At 33.0% G+C, this 19,375-nt stretch carries 18 protein-coding genes; 7 read left to right on the top strand and 11 right to left on the bottom strand.

What is annotated here, in order from left to right:
* Nucleotide 1 precedes the first annotated feature (1 nt).
* Complete coding sequence (locus tag NEF87_RS17490; protein ID WP_457916858.1) at nt 2–796, bottom strand: hypothetical protein; 795 nt, start codon at nt 794–796, stop codon at nt 2–4.
* 116 nt (nt 797–912) lie between these two features.
* Nucleotides 913–1,713: a hypothetical protein gene (locus NEF87_RS17485; protein WP_457916857.1), complete on the bottom strand. Its 801-nt coding sequence runs from the start codon at nt 1,711–1,713 to the stop codon at nt 913–915.
* A 168-nt stretch (nt 1,714–1,881) separates the two neighbouring features.
* On the opposite strand from NEF87_RS17485, the gene NEF87_RS17480 reads away from it, so the two are divergent.
* Nucleotides 1,882–2,265: a winged helix-turn-helix domain-containing protein gene (locus NEF87_RS17480; protein WP_371802727.1), complete on the top strand. Its 384-nt coding sequence runs from the start codon at nt 1,882–1,884 to the stop codon at nt 2,263–2,265.
* A 61-nt stretch (nt 2,266–2,326) separates the two neighbouring features.
* Here the strand turns inward: NEF87_RS17480 and NEF87_RS17475 are convergent, their stop codons facing one another.
* Complete coding sequence (locus NEF87_RS17475; RefSeq protein ID WP_457916856.1) at nt 2,327–3,139, bottom strand: hypothetical protein; 813 nt, start codon at nt 3,137–3,139, stop codon at nt 2,327–2,329.
* Between the two features lie 390 nt (nt 3,140–3,529).
* Between NEF87_RS17475 and NEF87_RS17470 the strand changes: the two genes are divergently transcribed.
* Both NEF87_RS17470 and NEF87_RS17465 read left to right on the top strand, forming a co-directional pair.
* A complete protein-coding gene (locus tag NEF87_RS17470; RefSeq protein WP_457916855.1) occupies nt 3,530–4,135 on the top strand; it encodes a Pr6Pr family membrane protein in 606 nt (201 codons plus the stop codon).
* 612 nt (nt 4,136–4,747) lie between these two features.
* Nucleotides 4,748–6,142 (top strand): hypothetical protein, encoded by a 1,395-nt coding sequence (locus tag NEF87_RS17465; protein WP_457916854.1) that lies wholly within the window; start codon nt 4,748–4,750, stop codon nt 6,140–6,142.
* A 439-nt stretch (nt 6,143–6,581) separates the two neighbouring features.
* Here the strand turns inward: NEF87_RS17465 and NEF87_RS17460 are convergent, their stop codons facing one another.
* A complete protein-coding gene (locus tag NEF87_RS17460) occupies nt 6,582–7,178 on the bottom strand; it encodes a hypothetical protein (protein ID WP_457916853.1) in 597 nt (198 codons plus the stop codon).
* 182 nt (nt 7,179–7,360) lie between these two features.
* Nucleotides 7,361–8,011: a transcriptional regulator gene (locus NEF87_RS17455; RefSeq protein WP_457916852.1), complete on the bottom strand. Its 651-nt coding sequence runs from the start codon at nt 8,009–8,011 to the stop codon at nt 7,361–7,363.
* A gap of 238 nt (nt 8,012–8,249) precedes the next feature.
* On the opposite strand from NEF87_RS17455, the gene NEF87_RS17450 reads away from it, so the two are divergent.
* The 3 genes from NEF87_RS17450 (at nt 8,250) to NEF87_RS17440 (ending at nt 10,669) form a co-directional block, all read left to right on the top strand.
* Complete coding sequence (locus NEF87_RS17450) at nt 8,250–9,377, top strand: hypothetical protein (RefSeq protein ID WP_457916851.1); 1,128 nt, start codon at nt 8,250–8,252, stop codon at nt 9,375–9,377.
* A gap of 239 nt (nt 9,378–9,616) precedes the next feature.
* Nucleotides 9,617–9,856: a response regulator gene (locus tag NEF87_RS17445; protein WP_457916850.1), complete on the top strand. Its 240-nt coding sequence runs from the start codon at nt 9,617–9,619 to the stop codon at nt 9,854–9,856.
* 177 nt (nt 9,857–10,033) lie between these two features.
* Nucleotides 10,034–10,669 carry a hypothetical protein gene (locus NEF87_RS17440; RefSeq protein WP_457916849.1) on the top strand — a complete coding sequence of 212 codons (636 nt, stop codon included), beginning with the start codon at nt 10,034–10,036 and terminating at the stop codon, nt 10,667–10,669.
* Nucleotides 10,670–10,675: 6 nt separating this feature from the next.
* Here the strand turns inward: NEF87_RS17440 and NEF87_RS17435 are convergent, their stop codons facing one another.
* The 6 genes from NEF87_RS17435 to NEF87_RS17410 all read right to left on the bottom strand — a co-directional run bounded on the left by NEF87_RS17435 (nt 10,676) and on the right by NEF87_RS17410 (nt 18,098).
* Nucleotides 10,676–11,980, bottom strand: coding sequence for a hypothetical protein (locus tag NEF87_RS17435; RefSeq protein WP_457916848.1), 1,305 nt, complete (start codon nt 11,978–11,980; stop codon nt 10,676–10,678).
* Between the two features lie 122 nt (nt 11,981–12,102).
* Nucleotides 12,103–13,461, bottom strand: a complete 1,359-nt coding sequence (locus NEF87_RS17430) for an MFS transporter (protein ID WP_457916847.1) — start codon at nt 13,459–13,461, stop codon at nt 12,103–12,105.
* A gap of 55 nt (nt 13,462–13,516) precedes the next feature.
* A complete protein-coding gene (locus NEF87_RS17425) occupies nt 13,517–15,268 on the bottom strand; it encodes an FAD-binding protein (RefSeq protein WP_457916846.1) in 1,752 nt (583 codons plus the stop codon).
* A complete protein-coding gene (locus NEF87_RS17420; RefSeq protein WP_457916845.1) occupies nt 15,265–16,059 on the bottom strand; it encodes a hypothetical protein in 795 nt (264 codons plus the stop codon). The genes NEF87_RS17425 and NEF87_RS17420 overlap by 4 nt, the downstream gene beginning before the upstream one ends.
* A gap of 284 nt (nt 16,060–16,343) precedes the next feature.
* Nucleotides 16,344–16,892, bottom strand: coding sequence for a hypothetical protein (locus NEF87_RS17415; protein ID WP_457916844.1), 549 nt, complete (start codon nt 16,890–16,892; stop codon nt 16,344–16,346).
* Between the two features lie 33 nt (nt 16,893–16,925).
* Nucleotides 16,926–18,098, bottom strand: a complete 1,173-nt coding sequence (locus tag NEF87_RS17410) for a YqaA family protein (protein WP_457916843.1) — start codon at nt 18,096–18,098, stop codon at nt 16,926–16,928.
* Nucleotides 18,099–18,194: 96 nt separating this feature from the next.
* Between NEF87_RS17410 and NEF87_RS17405 the strand changes: the two genes are divergently transcribed.
* Nucleotides 18,195–19,313: a sugar phosphate nucleotidyltransferase gene (locus NEF87_RS17405; protein WP_457916842.1), complete on the top strand. Its 1,119-nt coding sequence runs from the start codon at nt 18,195–18,197 to the stop codon at nt 19,311–19,313.
* Nucleotides 19,314–19,375: the final 62 nt, after the last annotated feature.

Raw genomic sequence — 19,375 nt, 5'->3', positions numbered from 1 at the left:
ATTATTTATCTAATTCTTGACTCCGAATTTCTTCATTATACATACTTAAAGATAGAAAAGCGAAAATGGGAAATCCAATAAAGACATAAAATACAGTCAGGCAAAATTTTATTATGTTCGTCGTAAGATCTTCCATATCAAAGATAACATAATGCTGATAAATTAAAACTCCAGTACGGATTTGTGTAAAAATAAGGTAGTATGGTAAATAAGTCAAGATTACGCGTCCAAAACTATGGGAAAGTATCTCAAAATTCTCTTTCACGGCAATTAATAGTTTTTTTCTGTGAACCAAGGCGGGAAATACATTTGAAAATAGAATTATCCAGAAAAAATTAAGAATTTTGAATGATACATATATATTGAGAGGAATGTGATCTACTGCAAGATATAATAGCCAATATGAAAAAATATTAAAAATGAAACAAAAGACAAAGAATTTGAACCAATACTTCCGTATATAATAAAGTGAATTCCGAACTTCCGTAAATCCATCACCCGAAGACATTATATCATAGCCCAATCCCATAGCTGCTCCGAAAAATCCGAAGAATATGCTGTCCCCCGGTAAATATATGATAAATAGCATCAATTGACGGGAAATTTTGAGGTCCATCCAATTGATATTGGGTAGAATAATTTTGGTCAAATAATGATCCAAAGCCATATAAATTACAAATCCTATTAGCAAGACTATAAAAAAAGGTTTAAAGTTGTCTTTGAATAAGTCAAAACTCAACTTATATTCTTTCTCAATATCATAGGAGGGAGAGATTTCGGAATCGATATCGACCATTAAGTATTAGTTAGGTTGTCACTTGTTAAAAAATTTCGAAATTTGATCAAAAAACCTAACTTCAAAAGAATTCTTTCCCATAAAGTTCTATTTCTATTGAAATAAAATCGAGAGCATTATTTCTCCATTTGTTGGTTGGTAATTATTTCATTGTACATACTTAAAGAAAGAAAAGCGAAAATAGGAAATCCCACAAAAACATATAGGATTTCTAAGATGCTAGTTGTAATACTGAGAAATGCATAAAGATCAGTGGTATCGAGTACAAAGAAATTACGATATATGTTTATTCCGGAGCGAAAGTAAACAAAAATCAAATAATATGGCAGATATGTGATAATCACTCGGCCAAATTGTTGAGAAAGAATTTGAAAATTATCCTTGAAAGCGGGGAGAAATTGATCCCGATGAACCAGGGCAGGGAAAATGTTGGAAAAGAGAATCACCCAAATCAAGCTTAGGCCATGGAAAATAATACTGGTATGGAAAGGAATAGTAAAAAAACTCAAATATAGTAACCAATAGGTAAAAATGTTAAAAAAGAAGCAAAAGAAGAAAAATTTCAGCCAGTATTTTCGGATATAGAACAGGGAATTCCGAACTTCGGTGAAACCATCACCTGAAGACATTATATCGTACCCTAAACCCATGGCAGCCCCAAAAAATCCAAAAAAGATACTATCTCCAGGTAAAAAGAAGAAAAATATGATTGTAGCGGGATCAACAAAGAACCAATTACTTAAGATTAGCGGAAGCACAAAACGAGTCAATAAATGATCTATTCCTTTGAAAACAATAAACCCAATTAATAGAACAATGAAGAAGGGACGAAAATTCTCCCTGAATAAAGAGAAGCTGAGCTTATAATCTGATTTTACATCAACAGATATCGCCCCATTTTGTTCCCCAGCTTCCATACTATAGTCTATTTTACACAATGAATAAAAAATTTCGTAAGGGTTTTATAAAAAACTCGCTTTATTCATCTTTTTTTGAACAAATTATGATTTCTCAATCAGAATTTATAAATATTAACCAGCTTCTTTCTATATTAAATATCGACTGGATCGATTTGGGTAATTACAATGGAAGATGGAAATACAAAACGACGCAATTCACCAAATTTTAATTCTCCAGAGGATATTCGCAGTTCAGATGCAAATGAAGGGACCTTTATTCCTGCAGAAGACATGATTATCACAGACCCAAATGTCATTCCCAGTTTTACCCATGAAAAAAAGCAAATTTTACTTGAAATTTTGTTAACCCAAGAAAAAACTATCATGGAATTAAGCACTGCTACCGGAATGAATCCGGGTACGGTTAAACGACATATTTCCGAGCTACAGAAGTATGGGGTAGTTGTGGTGGCTAGAACTCAAATCAATAAAAAACGAATTTTGCTTAAGTATTATCGTACCAGTGCATTGCATTTCACTTTTCATTTTGAATGGCCCGGTATTCAATAATTCGATTGAATCTACTCCGCATTCTTCAATTCTTGAAAAATATTGAGTTCAATAAATTAGATCATACATTCTTAATTTCTTGATTTTTATACCGCAATTCTTCATTATAGATTCCAATGGTTAAAAATGCGTACATTGGAGAACCTAAAAAGCCATGAATGACATTCCAAGTATATAATACAATTATTACAATTAAATGCACGATTGAAGATGGATTTCCATAGTACCATAAATAATAGCCGAGAAGAATTCGCCCTACCATGAATAAAAGATAAAATACACCAAAAGTTTTAAAAATTCGTTTAAAACATGTGAACAGTAGTTTAAAGTTATCCTTCAGAGCATCTCGAATATTGTGGCGACTTACCAATCCTGCCGAAGTTTCCACAAACAGCAAACTCCAAAAAAAGGAAAAGGTCCGCAAAATAATCGCTTCTCCCATGCTTACATACCAAGGAATTACCAGACGAATGACATAGATAAATAAATTGACCAAAAGACTTAAGATAACAAACGGAAACCAATATTTCTTGATATAATAAAATGAATTCTTAAGATCTGCGAAACCATCTCCAGAAGACATAATATCATAGGCCATTCCAACTATTGCCCCCCAAAAGCCAAAACTAATGAGATCGGAAGGAACTCGAAGTAGCCACTCAATCCACATCACAGGCATATTGGGCATTGAGTTGTAGATTTGTTGGTGAAATACAAAACGCAAGGCATGACTTGCCGAATATATGGCCAAAAATCGGATTAAAGACACCCAAAAAATCGGTTTGAAATTTTGCTTATATAGATGAAAACTGAACTTAATATCCCCCCAAATCGTAGACTTCTCTTCAATATTCTGGGGAGTTTGGTTTTTCATCAAGATCATTTTAATTCAACGTGCTTTAAATTTCCTAGGATTCAAAATTTTTCAAATTACACTTTCATTGAAAAAAGATTGAATTAAGAGAAAAAATAGAGACATTTTATAAAAGAATTTTCCAAGTTTTCTGAAAATTTGGTCATTTTTTTTAGCTCTTCAAGTGACCACAACACTATGAGCAATAAAACCTCATTATTGATCATGGGTTTCCAATTTTCTTAGATTTATTGTTAATAAAAAAAAAAAACTCAACATGGAGTATTTCAAAAGATAGCTTTTATAGCATCAGTTTAGTTATTCCAAATTACTTGAACCCTTTTTTATATAAAGGAGAAAGCATTTTTTGAATTGTAAGATTACATGAGTTATTCATCGGTGATTACGAAAATGGTCAAAAAAAGCTTATGGATACTACGTATAATATTTTGCTTAATCGGATGGATAATCCTAATTTATGATATTGCAACGAGCAAATCCCTCTTTTTATTTCTGTTTTATACGATTCAATCAAATTTCTTGGTAGCAGTGTGGTTGTTGTTAGCAATTCTCTGGGATAGGAAACCAGAAAAATACCAGAAGCTTACAGGACTGGTTCGAGGTGGAATTACGCTGTACATCACAGCCACCTTTCTAATTTTCGCTATTATTTTAGCACCATTAATGCCTCCAGATTACGCTTTTGATATAACTAATATTCTTTTCCACTATTTGATTCCAGTTTATTTTATTGTGGATTGGTTTTTAACCGAAAGAAACATCCGATACAAGTGGAATTACCTTCAAAAATGGCTTATCTACCCGATATGTTATTTAGTCTTGACTCTGATTTATGGTGTCGTAACTGGATTCTATCCATATTTCTTTATTGACCCATTATCTTTGGGAGTGGGCCCATATATTCTATCTATTTTAGGGATGACAGCCTTCTATCTTATTTTAGGCTCAACTTTAATTGGAATAAATCGAAAATTTACTCAAAATTACCAAATTTAATCGAATTCAGCACTTAGAATTTAAATCATTTTGGATAAATTCTTTGCAAAAAACGAAATTTGGTGATAATAAATTGGAACTATTTTTTATGAACTTTGATCTTAGAAAATTAAAATTAGTAGATAAATTAAACCAAATTTAAATTTATACAAATTTATTTCATACATTCAGGGCTTTAAAACAATTTCTCAAAATATTATCGTAAAATACAGAATTTAAGATATATTGCACTGAATCGAAAAATATCAAGTCGCTCAAAAACGCATTATTTTAGGTTTGCAAAAAATGCAAAACTCAATAGCTTTAAATATATGGTTTCACATAATAAATTATAATAGTTTGCGATTGTCGCAATATTTTTTTCCATCAGGTAAAAAATGTTTCAAAGCCCACATTAACCAAATACGGAAATTCCAACATATTGGGTGCTTTGACATTAATCTTACGAAATTCAGTGGACGTTAGGAACAAGAAACACGGATGAACTCCAAGAAATGTAATACTTCAAATCATCCGCTCTAGATGATAAAACAGTGGATATTAGGCTCAGTTCACTAAAAAACAACCTGAGGAAAGAGATACTCCCCCAAAAACAAAAAATGTGAAAAAATCATGGTTATCGAAAATCAAATTGTATCAATGCAAGTCATTCATGAAGAAGTAAGTCGAATCAGCGACGTTCTCAAATCTCTTGCCAATCCTAAGCGATTAAACTTGCTTATGCTCTTGAATTCCGAAAATATTCAAACTTTTAAAAATTTGAAGGATTTTTCCCAAATCAGTAAAACTTCCTTGGTTAATCACCTCGTCATTTTAGAAAAAGAACATCTTATCGAACGTCTCTCTCGTGGCTACTATAAAATCACCCCAAAAGGGAAAAATTTCTTAGATACGAATGTAAACCTCTTTGAACGGGCAGTGAATTCCGATTATTTTCAATCAAACACACAATTGCATCCCTATGAAGGACTATTTCAAGCCCCAAAAATATTGCAAGAAAAGATATCCGTGCCAAAGCCAGCACAATATCCCGGTGCAATGAATTCTTTTGTAGCATCCATCACAGGTATTTTCAATTCTTTGGAAAAAAAATATTCCGTTTCATTTGTTAATGGATTCTCTGGGATGAGTTTCCTCAATAATTTTACTAAGGATGCCATTGATGGAAGTTCCCACTTTAAATATTGTGATTGGGATCAAATATTAAAGGCTTCCAGCCGTTTAGGCTATGAATTACATGGACATTATGAAGAAAAAGCCTTTCCAACCTATTATGGTACGATTACTCTGGAAGATATCGAACGGGCAAAGAACATGTTCAATGTAGTGAAACAGGAAATCAAGCAATTCCAAAAACCTGCGGTCTTATTTGGCTTACTCCTTCCGGAATATGGAATTGTCAATGGTTGTTTCCAAGATTATTATATGGCTCACGCCTACCACAGCGATATGGGCTATAGTGGATTTCCATGCCAATTTTATTCACTAAAAACGACTAATTATATGCATGCAGTCTTTGTACGAGATGAAACCGCCCCCATTACAGACAATGATTATCGCGAAGCTTTAGAACGAGCCATTGAATTTGCTAAAAATGGAACAGGGAAGCCAGAACATGATGACCGAGTATCTGGTCCTCAGATGTTTGAAGAATGGGCAAATTTACTTAAAAGTAATGAAGAAATTCTTTCCAGCTTGAATCCTCAAGCCAATGCCTTTTTAGGGTCTTATTATGCAGAGAATAAGCAGCATTGTGCAGATTTCTTATATATGATTCACGACAAATATGCGAACAAATCATTTAGTTTCATGATCCAAAAAGCCGCAAAAAAATATCAAGAGATTGCGGATAAATGGGAAGAATTTACCGCCCTTTTCCCATTTACATTAGGGCAACCCTCATCATTCTTCTGTCGAGAAGAAGGGGCCATTTTACTTCGGGAAATTATGGCCTTAGAAGAAAAAGCCATTCGCTTTATGCAAGATGCCATGGCGATGTGGCATTAAATTCACAATTCTTTCAACCAACCAACCTTTTTTTCTGATCTTTAATCACACACAACCACATTTTTTTTCATTTTTTTTTATATACGATCCTTGGAAACTTACTTCTTTAATTAGCTATCAAATCATCACTCTGAAAAATAACATAATCTTAGTTGATTAACTATCTCTCTAAATTGAGTTCATAACAAAAAATGACCTTAAACTTTTGTTGGATCCAAATTAGAGCCGAAAATTTATTTTTCATTAAACTATTTCCATTTCCATGCCACGACCCAGAATATTTATCCAAGCAATTTACATACATGCTCGACTGGAAGAAAATATGAGAGTTGAGATTCTTGAAGAGGCGAATTAATATTTTTTTGATAAAAAATAAAAAAAAACTATGACTCAAGATTTTCTGATTAATTAATTATATTCTGGCTTTAAAAACTCATAACTAGGCTTGTTGTTGAAAACTTCTCTCCCATACCGAAGTTAAAGTGTCTAATGTATCTACATTATATGGAAGACCTTCAGTTTCTACTTCGGAACTTGATATTTTCCAACCACCAGGTAATGAATTAATGTCCACATCTAATTTATGGCCACCCATAATATCTAATTGAAGGATTATAACAGGATTAAGAGTAGCCCCATTGCAATAAATTATGGGGCTAGCTTTAATCTGAACAACAGTTGGAGCACTTCCACTACCAACATTTTGGCAGATAATATAATCTCCACTTGTTGTCACTGAAACACCTCTTTGTGCAACCAAACCAGCATATGTATATAAACCAACTGCGTAAACATCTAAATATTTCCCCCCATATGGAGATTCTTTACACGTCGTCCAAAGTTGAACTGTGATAGTGAATCTTTTTTTATAAGTCCATCCACTTTTTTGACTATAAATCATATTATATTCAGTCCAATATTTATTTCCGACAACCAATGGTGAATCAGGAGGAGTCACATAAGCATTTCCTAAATTGAGGAAAGAAAGTGTACATAAGAATAATACACTCATGGCAATTATTTTGGAATTTTTCATTTTATCACTTTTTTACAATTATTTTTAGACAAATTTCTTGTCCATTTGTGTTAAAAAAGTGTTTGTATATAAACCTCAAAGGTAGTTCTAAAAACAAACCGCTTTTTTGCGTTTTAATCGAGAATAATTTTTTCTGGAGAACTTTTTTTTGGGGAGTAGATTACTAGAGAATGAGGTCGATTCTAATTGGCCGTTTGAATTATCGAATAAGATTTCACTCGCCCCTGTTCATTCACCAGCAGAGAACTAGGAGGTTCGAATTTCTGAAGACGATTCTTCAAATTATGAACCAAGGTGTTGAATTCTTGTTTACCTTGTGGTGTAATTTCCCATGTTTTCCGACGAAAATCCATCAAATCATTTTCTTCTTTTACTAAATCTTGTTCTTGAAGTTTTTTTAAATGATGGTTTAAATTTCCTTTGCTCATTTTCAAAGTTTTTAAAAGGGTTGTGAAATAAGTTTTTCCCAAGTTCGAGAGAGCCAACAGAATATTAAAAGGATAAGGTTTGAGGAATTGATTTGGTAATAATTGTGTTTCAAGATTTTCAGAAACTTTACTTTTATCATTTGATGGCACCATAGTCAACAATTGGGGTTTTTTTCTAACAATTTTAAGAATTTCTTTTGAAATTTTTGTTCTTAGCGTTCCATCTATATGATTGTCACTATTATCTAAAATATCTAAAAAAGACTCAAGTGATTGTATTTCATGGTAGAAAACAGTTTGTCGATATCTGCGAATTTTGTGAACGGATAGAATACTTAGAATGATGAAAGTTAAGACCACAATAGATAAAATTGTCAACCAAAACACTGAAGATTTCATGTCCATATCAAATCGCTTGATTTTAAAGGAGGGGAAAAATTATTGTTATATATATCTGTCATTGACTATGGATAAAATACATTTTAAATGTTTTGCACAAATTAATCGACCAAACTTCATATTTGGATAACTACCCATATTCAATAATACACATATGTGATTTAACAATCGACCCAAATTTATAATCAGTTAAAATCAGTTGAAATAAATTAAATTTAATTTTAAAGTGATATTCATTTTAAAAATGGTTACTGTATTATCATATGATTTTTTATCAAATTTCGGAATTTTTCTTCTATTTGGAATTTTCCTTATAAATTACAAACGGAAGCATCAAAATCGTCCCGTTAAGGATTTCTTCTTAGCCTACTTATTAGGGATGTTAAATTTAATTTTTGTTTGCTTATATTTTTTAAAAATCATACCTTCAAAGCAAGGACAATTAGCTCTCAGAGGTTTTTATATATTTCTTTATTGCCTTCAGATTTTTTTCTTTTATATATTTTTAGATGGATTAAGAAGGATAAAACGTTCCCAACGGGACATTTCACTGATAGTATTTTTTATTACAGTAACCGTGATGGGTTATTTCTATCTAGTTTTGACTTACAATGAAATAATTTTTAAATCACCTGTTAACAATATGATGTACTTCATATGTCGATTAAGTTTAAAGGGACTACAGATATTTGTTTTTGGATTTTGTGGAATTCCGGTGTGTTACAACATGTGGAAATATACTTCTGAAAAACTATCTGAATTTTTTTATATTTCGATGGTTATCACAACTTTGGGATATGTAATGGGACTAGTAATAATTATACCTTATTCGTTTGATGAGCTATCCCTTGCTTTAAGTTTAGCGCGTAAAATTGGAGAAGTTTTGACTGTCATCGGATTCAGTTTATTTCTCATAGTTAGCACTTTAAATCTAAAATACATTTTCCGATTACCCTTCGATCATTACATGTTGATAGTTATTCACAAAGAAACAAAGTTAAATTTGCTATCGTTAACCTTCGAAACCAAAAATACGAAAAATGAACTGGATGAAAACTATTTCACATTTCTAAATTCGACTTTAACTACATTGCATCAATCCTCCTTAAAATCAAAAGGTTATATAACAAAAATCATCAATAGCGATGTCTCATTGATATTGGATTCAGGAGAATATATCACAGCAACGGTAGCAACAAATCAGGTTTCTCTGGTTTTGCAAAAGGGACTCAAAAAGTTTGTTGAGGAGTTTGAATCGATGTTTGAAGAATCATTAAAGAATACTCCCAGTTCAAATGAGAGGTATAAAGCGGGAGAAGAAATATTTAATGAAATCTTCCCTTTTCTCAAACACACAGATGGAGTCTATTGATTAAAAAATATCAACCCTCTTCCAGAGATCACTGATGGAATTTATCAGTTTCAAAACAAGAAAAACGTGAAAATATTGCAAAAAAGGATCTTTTTAGAAATGAAACCTTGTTAATCGTGGAAAACGAACCGCAACCTCGCAAATTATTTCAAAATCATTTAAAAAACAGCGGTTATAATGTACTTATCGCGGGTGATCCTCTCCAAGCTTTATCTATATTTCGTGCTCATTAAAATTCTATGGATTTATTTATTAATGACATGATTATGCCTTTAATGAATGGGACTGAACTAATTGAAATAATTGTGAAAGAAAAACCAGACGTTTTAGTATTATTTATCTCAAGATATTCGGAAAAAATATTAGTTGAACTGGAAATTTTTAAAATAGGGCTTAAATACCGATTAAAACCATTCTCTCAGAAGGATCTATTAATAAATATCAAAGAAATTCTTGCATCATCTCAAAAAAAGGAGTAAATGGGTAGATTATAATTAGAAATGATAATTTTTGATTTTTCCAGATTGCGCAAAACACGAAACCAAAATACTTTATAAAACAGAAGATAGAGTTTATTCCATCAAATGATCTCTAATATTATATTTCCAATTCTTGCAGTGTTGTTCATTGTTTTATTGGTATTTTCTATAAAAACTATGAAAAACACTCTTTATTTAGACGGAACAATTATGATTGTAATTATAGGGTTAATATATGACACCATCGTTGTATCAATAGGCACATTGCTCGGAGAATCAGAGCTCTTACACACCTTAAATTTCGGTCGCTTCATCATCCATGCTTTTTTTACTCCCCTGCTCATCCCAGCCGGGATAACGCTACTAAACTTCTATCGAGTGGATCGAGGTAAATCAAAACTGATTCCATCATATTTGACGTGGGGAATAACCATTGCCTTTATTTTCTTTGGGGTATTCACCCATCTTCTGGGAATCACATTAGAACCACGATATTTTGATGGAATATTATATTATACTCAGAGTCACACAGCAGCTAAATCATTTCCTTATGCATCTGTTGCAGTTGTGGTCATTTGCATTGGGTTAGGTGGAGCAATATTTCATGAATCTCGTAAACATTCTTGGTATCTTTTGGCAGGAGGAATTATTATTTTCATCATGAGTGCACTTCCCGCTTCGATTTTTGGATTAGTCTTCGGATCCTTAGGAGAGCTAGTATTACTCTTTAGTATGGTATGGACATTCCGAAGTATCAAAAATGAAGAGCAAGAACCCAGAAGTAACGAAAAAATTATTCCATTAGCCATTTAAAAAAGTTTACTCTGGTAGGGATTTCAATTTCATGACTTTGATTAAGATTGGCAGAGTTATGAGAATTAAAACGGCAGCCGCATAAAACAGAGGGGCTGCACCGAGCTTATGAGCTATTCGTAATCCAACAAATTCGAAAATAATTCGAGTTAACAGTACCACTAGTGCAAATATTTGGTACCACCATGCAGTAAATTGTTTCGGAGTGAGCTCAATCATTAAAGCAATCCATGCAATTCCAAAAATTAAACCAAGAGGAGAATATATAACATATAAAATTCCAATTCCTGTCAATGATAATATCGGTATTAAGGATAAATATACTATTGAATATATTCCTGTGCAGACAATGATAAAAAACGCTTTTTTTCTAATAAGAGGAAGAAAGAAGACTAATAAAACTAAGAAGACCAGTTTTACGGTAGATCCAATTACAGCCCAATATTCTGAGAAAGAAGTAAAGCCACCAGTACCAAATCGATCTATTATTATGGTCTCATTTAGAGTTCCAACCAAATAACTCGCGTTTAAGCCGATAAGTAAGAAGATAAAGAGTTTTATCACTTTTTTTTCCTTGAAAGATAGAGTTTTTATTATATTTTTAAAATCTGGATATTGTTTGTCTTTTAAATTTGTGATCTTATTGGAGTCAGCACTAATTATTTTACTTTTGAACATATCTTTAAAAAAAAGCCATCCCACTAAAGGAAACATTACGAAACTCATGATAAAAAGAAAAATTCCCCAATCCTTTCTTATTGCATTTGTTCCAACAGTATTTGCATAAATTATGGTTGAAATTAAAGAGCCAAGGATGCTTCCAATTTGTTGAATCCAAGATAATAACGATGTTTGTTCTTTATATTTTAAGACAAACACAGTATCAGCGGTAGAATCAATTAACACGGAACCAGTTAAAGCAATAAATATTACAGGAATATATAATAGAATTGTTGAATAAACTATATCTAGGCTGATAATGATAAACCCAATAAAATTAAGAATAATTCCTAAAATTACGGTGTATTTTAAATAAGTTGAGGGCTTATTCGTAAATATTTTTGAGAACTTGGGTTTAAAAAGTAAGGGGAGATAAGTTAACAATATAATCCAGCTAATTTGATTGAAATCATAACTCAATTCATCCCGATAAAGTTCTGACGCAAAATAGAGAGTAAAGTAGGAAATTATTGCTTGAGTGAAGTACACAAAGAAATAGAAACTTAAATCTCGCCAGAAAATGGGATCTCGATTAAGGGTAAACACTTTTGATTTTGCTAGGGGTTGTTTTTCTTGAATGGATTCAGACATATGATTACCTCATTGTAAAGAAGGATAGTTGGTTGTTGCAACCTATTAATTATAGTTGGTTAAGATTGTATTTAAAATCGAAATTTACAAAAGAAAAAAATATTAGATTAGAAAAGAAGAAGTTAATGAACAAATTCCTCTTCATCAGTAATCTTCTTACTGAATTTTGAAATGAAGAAGAGTGGAATAAGGGCTAAAAGTGAAATGATACCAGAATACAGAAAAATTTCAGGGGAAGGAACATACCCAGATATCGTCGTGCCGTCCATAATCGGTTCGCCATAAAATTTGATCACATTACTTCCAATAATCGGGCCAAAGACCATGGGAATCGCCACAAAGAAGACCATACGGATTCCTTGGAATTTTCCTCGATCTTCTACGGGATATAAATCTTGAATCCAAGAGAACAGCACTATGCTATTAACCATAGATAACGATAAGATTACAGCGTATACAAAAATGACTGAGATAAAAGACGTGACGAAATAGAAAATAATCCCAAAAATAGCATTGAGCACAATTGTAAGCATTAATACGGGTTTTCGCGGTAATCGATGAGAATTGAAACCATAGATAATGGAAACGATGGCTGCCACCAAGATGACAGCACCTCCAATAATACTTACTTGCCCTTTATCAAAATCTAAGAAATTTTCAAGATATACAAATGTATAGGGTGAGGATATTTGCGCAGCAATTCCTACCAATCCAAGATGAACAAGTAAGATATAAAGAACGGGATTTTGTTTAACTGTTGATGGTTTAAAAGTATGGATTAAATCTTCGAAAAATTTAGGGTTGTTTTCAGAAGAATTATTTGCTATAATAGGGGGATCTTGGATCATGATTCCAGCAATGAGACCAATAACGGTCACAAATCCACCTAATACATAAAAGAAGACGAAATATCCCCAAGTTTCAATTACAAAACCTGATGCACCAATAGCAATCAAATTGGCAATAAGGGTTGACATTTGAAGGACTCCCTGAAGCCTCCCGCGATTAGTTGTATCAGTGATATCGGTAGTCCAAGCATTAAAAGCAGCATCATTGGCCATTGATCCGAAGAAAGTCATGATTCCGTCCATAATGACAACCATCACAACCGCAACTCCCACATTTTGAATTAATTCTACTGTGGGAAACAAAGCCGTAATGATTCCCCAAATTATATAGCCAAAGAGAATAAAGGGTTTACGTCGCCCCATTTTCGATTTTGATCTATCACTTACTGCTCCAAAAATAATGGTAGTTAAAGTAGCCACAACAGCACTGACAGCTACCATCCATGCAATAGGTGTAGGACTAGTAGTGATTTCATCAAACACAAAAACATTGAACCAAGAATTTTCTACAGCCCATGCAATTTGCCCCGCAATACTCAATAGTGTCACAACAGTCCAAGTTTTGGGAGGTAAATTTGTTATTTGTTTAGGAGAAGAGAGAGAAAGAGAATTATTAAAAGATGTATCGTCCATAATTCTATTTGCCTTTTGTAAAATTAAACCTATGGTTTAAAATAGATAAAAAAGATTACTTGGAAGAAGAATTAATTTTTGCTCGCAAATATTCAACAATATTCACAATAGGAATTTCCAAGGGACAAATCTTCTCACACGCCTGACAAGTAGTACACCGAAACAGAGAATCGATAAATTCAAATGGAAAAGGATTTATTTTCTCTTCTATCATCGTAGAAACGAGTCGAAATCGTCCAGAGGGAGAATAGATTTCATTTGGATCAACTAGATATGCAGGACATTTATTGCGGCAAAACCCACAGGAAGAGCAAAGATCGAAAATTCCAGGGGATTGAATTTCCTTTGTTTCGAGGTTACATTTTCGTTCCCTTGATTTTCTTCCCCCTCGCAGGTGTCTTCGCCAAAATGAATTCAATCCAAACAGAATTTGCATTCGAAAATAAGTGGCAGTTCCATAAGTAAGTTTTCCCGGATTCAACCGAGACGATGGATCAAGCGCCTTTTTTCGTTTTTTCAAGAGTTTCAATTGGGAACTCTCAAATTTTTGCCCATAGATAAAATTCAGTAAACCTAAAGTGTACAAACATCCATTGTTTTGATATATATAGTTAGTAAGACTATGTAAAATCGCTTTACTTGGAAGCAGATGATCAAATAAATCCCCTGTGCTTGGGATTGATATTGAAAGACGAATTTGTTCTGGTGAAACAACTATTCCAGAATAAAACGACCTAATTTGAGCCTTCTTAAATTTAAAATTGGCTTTTTTTAATACTTGGATTAATAGTTCTATTGAAACCTTATAATGTTGGGAAATCAGTACCGTATTCCCTCTTTTTGGAGCAAGTTCAAACTTAAAGCGATTTTGCCAAACTTCTTGGGCCAAAATCTTAGAATAGTGAGTTATTTCAGCTTGATCAAAGAATTCATCAGCAGAATTTAATAGGGTGCGAGTCACAAGCAAAATGTAAAATGGAACATTCCCCGATTGGACTTCATGCAAATTTCGTAGACTATGAAGACCGAAATTGCTGAAAAAACAAAAATATACATCTTCCAATTCCGCTATCTTACTTAAAGTGGAGTTTAACGTAGTTAAACTTTCGACTTGAAGATAATAGGGAAAGAGGGAAAATTGAGGAACAACTCGGAATGTGATAGAAGTAATAATTCCGAACAATCCTAAGCTCCCGACATATAAAGATATTTCTTCCTTAGTAGAAACTTCAATTATTTTTCCGGTAGGAGATATAACCGCCAATTTCTCAATTTGAGAAAGAAATTCTCCATAACTTGAGGATCCAATGCCAATGGAACCCCCTGTTGACAGCCATCCTGCAAAAGTGGCACTAAGAGAACTAGTTGGATACACACATAATTGAAAAGAATGGCGATTTAAATAATCCATAACGGTAGAAATCACAGATCCCGCTTCAACTGTCATTGTTTTAGCTTCAAGATTGAAATGGAACTGATTCATTCGTTTCAGATCCAAAATAATTCCCCCATTAAAAGGATGCGTAGATCCAAAATAATTACATCCCCCGCCCCGAACAGTTAAAGATAAGTTCAATTTTTCAGCAAGTTCGACAATAAATTGGATTTGAGAAACAGATTTCGGCCAAATCACAAGATCAGCAATAAATTTTCTTTTCCATTGATGATGATGAAAAGAAGATCCACTTAAATCACCACTTACAGCAATTCGATCTCCAAGTTTATTTGAAAATGCAATAATACCATTCTCCATTAATGCGGAGATATATTTTTGCACATTTTTGCTTTTATTGGAAGGAAATTTCACCAATTTACCCCCCAAACAATGATCCCAAATATAAAATTCAATACCCAACACCCTAATGCAAGATATCCACTCTTTTTATTTCGATAACCTGCCAACCCTTTCATATAGGCCACGAAAAAGGCACCAAAACCGATAATCCCAGGGATGAAATGGAGGAGATAAATCCAATCAAAATAATCATAAGCAATCCATTTTCCCATAATTCGGAAGCAATCTTTAAGGATAAAGGCAACATTTATTGATGTGGCAACCAATGCAGTACTCATTAAGATTCCATGCAAATATGTCTTGCGTTTTTGAACTTTGATGATAATGGTTCCAGAAATAAAGGAGATCATAGCGACTGATCCTAAATACATATTAAGATGATTAAAAATATCGATCTTAAACCAAGAATTTGATTCTTGGGCAAAACCAACATTGATTGTGAAATTTAAGTCTGCAATGTAAGGTTTTCCTGGACCCTCGGGACTTCTTCCATAAATTAAAATTTCATATACTCCTGCTTTTTTAGGAGCAATGAATTCAAACACAACTGCAATTTCATCCATTTCAGGAGCAGAATCAAAATCCGATCCATCTGTAATAATTGGGGCAGGATAAACTGTGAAAAATTGATTTTCAAGAACATCCGGGTGGAATTTTAAAATAACGCCAGGTCCCTTAACCAAAATATCTATGAAAATATGTTCTTCGGGAATAATATCCAAAGACCGGGAAGAGTTGGTAAAGATCGAATACCAACCATCGGAATGTGCGCCCTCTTCATTATCTTCTCCTGGAGAACCCATACTTTCCTTTGTAACAAACGGAAAAAGGCAAGTAGATACAAACAAAAAATAAATCAGATAGCGATATGAACGCCTATTCACAAGGATAACAAGGTAGAGAATTTATTAAAGACTAGGGTTTGAATCTTTTGAGAGTCTTCAATTCAAGAAAAGACAGAATTTGGCTAAAATGCTTGGTTATCATAATTAACATATCTTTAAATCTTTTCAAATTAAGATTTTGCTCAGAAAAAAAAGAAAAAAGATGTATTTACTTGTACAGATAAAAATTAAAAAGAAGTGAATTACATGAAATCTTTATCTATTTTGATTTTTACATTTTGCTTAGTTTTATCCAAATTAACTTCCTTTTTCTTATTCTGTTTCTTATTTTGATAATATTTAGCTCCAATTGTGCCCCCTATGGCCAAAAGAAAAATGGGAATCAGAATTAAATTGATTGCAGATGAAACAAATTCCTTATCCTTCTGATCGCTATAGATGTTTCCAGAAGCATCTTTACCAATCAAGGTGATATTCATCATTCCCAAGGAATAATCATCAGTATCAAAGTTAAAATCAAGAGCATTGGTATCTTCATTAGCAACTAATGTTCCATTAAAATACAGATCCAAGGACGTAATTCCAGCACTTCCGGTTCCACGTATTCTAAACTTGCCATTAATTTTTTGACCGAAATCTGATCCCATGGTTTTTGAAATGCTCATTGAAACTTCTTCGGCAGCACAAACAAGGGTTGGTTGGATCAAAGATCCTAAAATAGCAAAACTGATAATGGAAAGGATAATAACCTTTCCACGAGGATTAAAAATAATAGACTTTGGTTTTTGCATAAATGTCTAAGGTGAAAAAAAGAAATCGGAAATTTATACTTTTTGTTCTCCCTCAGCTTGACCTCCCTTTTGACTAGAATCATTGTCTTTTGGGATTTCGTCATCTGTTAGGGCCCTTGATTCAGTTGAAAAGAAGAAATCAATGAATTCCATGCTCTGTGAATATGCCATGGATTTATCATAAATAGCATCGATATGATAATTGGAATTTTGATGATCGATTTTAGATTTTTTATTAGCAATAGCATCAAAATGGTAGGTGGAATCATGGAAAGTGATATTGGGGGATTTATCAGCCAGTGCAATCATATGTTTCTCAAAAGCTTCATAATTAACAACATCATACATCTCAGCCAACTCAGGAAGTGTTTTATTATCTCCTTCTAAGAGCATTGCTTGAAAATGTTTTCTTACCTTACTCCTTCGTTTAATAAAACCTTCAAGATTAATTCGGGCAACTAAATAAACGAAGATAAACACAAAACTAAAGGAAATAAGGTCTGCCCGAGGATTAACTCCTTCTGAAGGAATTACAAAGTATAAGACTCCAGCGATAGGATAGAGTTCAACCAAATCATCCATGAAATTTATATAGGCCCCCACAAAATACCCCATAAGACAAATTATACCACAAAGAATTGTTTTCCCAACCATACAAGGAAAAATCGTGCGTTTATAATCATATTCCATCATTCCCAGAGGAACTAAAATTATATCATCTGGCAAGGGAGTTAAAGCAAATAAAAAAACGGTCCAAGGAACAGTTTTCGGATTTTTTTCAAATTGAACCTTCATGCGGTGAAATTTTTCGCCAACTTCGGAGGTTCTCATTTTATCAGATTTACTAATCAAACGGCCAACATAATAACTAACAATTTCTCCCAGGGCGGCACCAATACCGCTCGCAAGAGTTATCCAGACCCAACTCGTAGGATTCTGAACTGAAAGTAGATAAATCACCAGAGCATATGGAACTACAATTAAAACCGAGCTATTGCCACCTAATGAAATTAGAAAGGATGCTAAAATAGAATTAGATGTTCCCGTAGCAATATTTCGAATAGAACCCGAAAGAGCCGCAACCCAATCATAAATTAAGGTGTCTGGCTTAATTATAATTACTAGAGCGTAAATAAGACCTAAAATACACAAGGTAAATATTTCTAAATTTCGTATCCGAAGTTTCCCGATTCGTATGTCTACCATTTAATTCACTTAAGTCTATTATATGAAATCGTTTTATATAACATTTTTTCCCTAACAAATAAGATTCATAAGTTTTCAAAAATATGATCAAACGTAATGAAATTAGTTTTACCAATAGCGGGCGTAGGAATGCGACTACGACCATTTTCGTTTAGTAAACCGAAAGCATTTGTACAGATTGGCGGATCTCGCGGGGTAGATCATATTTTAAATAAAATAGGCGCATCCCTACCCAAAAAAACACCAATATGTCTAATTACGGGGTATAAAAGTGTCCAGATCAAAGATTATCTTGAAAAACATTATTCGGAAGACTTTGCTTTAGGTTATGTAGAACAGACACCTGCAGGATATCAAGGTGATGTACCCTTTTTTGGTGGATTGGGGCAAGCAATTCTCCTTTCAAAGGAATGGTACGAGAATACACCAGACGTTCCAACCGATAAATCAAAAGAAGACTATTGTTTAGTCTTTTTATCAGATATGATACCTGTAAAAGATTATCAATTCATCCTTGATGCATTAGACGACCCAAATGTGGATGGAGTCTTAGGAACAATGATTGTTTCTCCAGAAAAAACACAATTTTATGGTATTGTAGAAACGGACGAAGATAATATTATACACTCAATGGTTGAAAAACCCAAACATACTACTTCGACTCAAGCCATTTCAGGAGTGTATGCCTTCAAAGCAAAAACCATGAAACGGTTGTATGCCATCTTAGATCAACAATATCAAGCTCATCTTCAAGCAATTAAAGAGGGGAAGAAGAAAAAAATAGAATTTCAATTTACTCCCGGACTTCAACAATTGGTTGAAGAAGGATTTAAAATAAAGAGTGAACCTTTTATGGACGGGATTTTAGATTTTGGGAGGCCAGAAGCACTTTTACAAGCAAATCGAATATTATTAGAAGCCCACAACGCACATCTAAAAGGATCTATCAAGAAAATTGAAGATTCAGTGATCACTTCTCCTTGCGCTATTGGTAAAAATAGTCAAATTATCCGTTCAGTAATTGGTCCATTTGTCAGTATAGGAAAAAATTGTACAATTGAAGATTGTAATTTAGAAAATATTGTTATTGGAGATAATTGCACTTTACAACGCATAATATCCAAAATGTCGATTATTGGAGATAATGTCAAGATTGATTCAATCATCAAGGATAATATTACTTTAGGAGATAATTCCTTTTTATTGGAACTCTAATTTAACGAATTTTTCTTTTTACTTCAGTTTTGGTTTTTTTTTTCTTTCCAAAAAACATTTAT

Source organism: Candidatus Lokiarchaeum ossiferum, assembly GCA_025839675.1.
Classification (GTDB): domain Archaea; phylum Asgardarchaeota; class Lokiarchaeia; order Sigyniarchaeales; family Promethearchaeaceae; genus Lokiarchaeum; species Lokiarchaeum ossiferum.
This window is presented reverse-complemented; position numbering and strand designations above follow the sequence as displayed.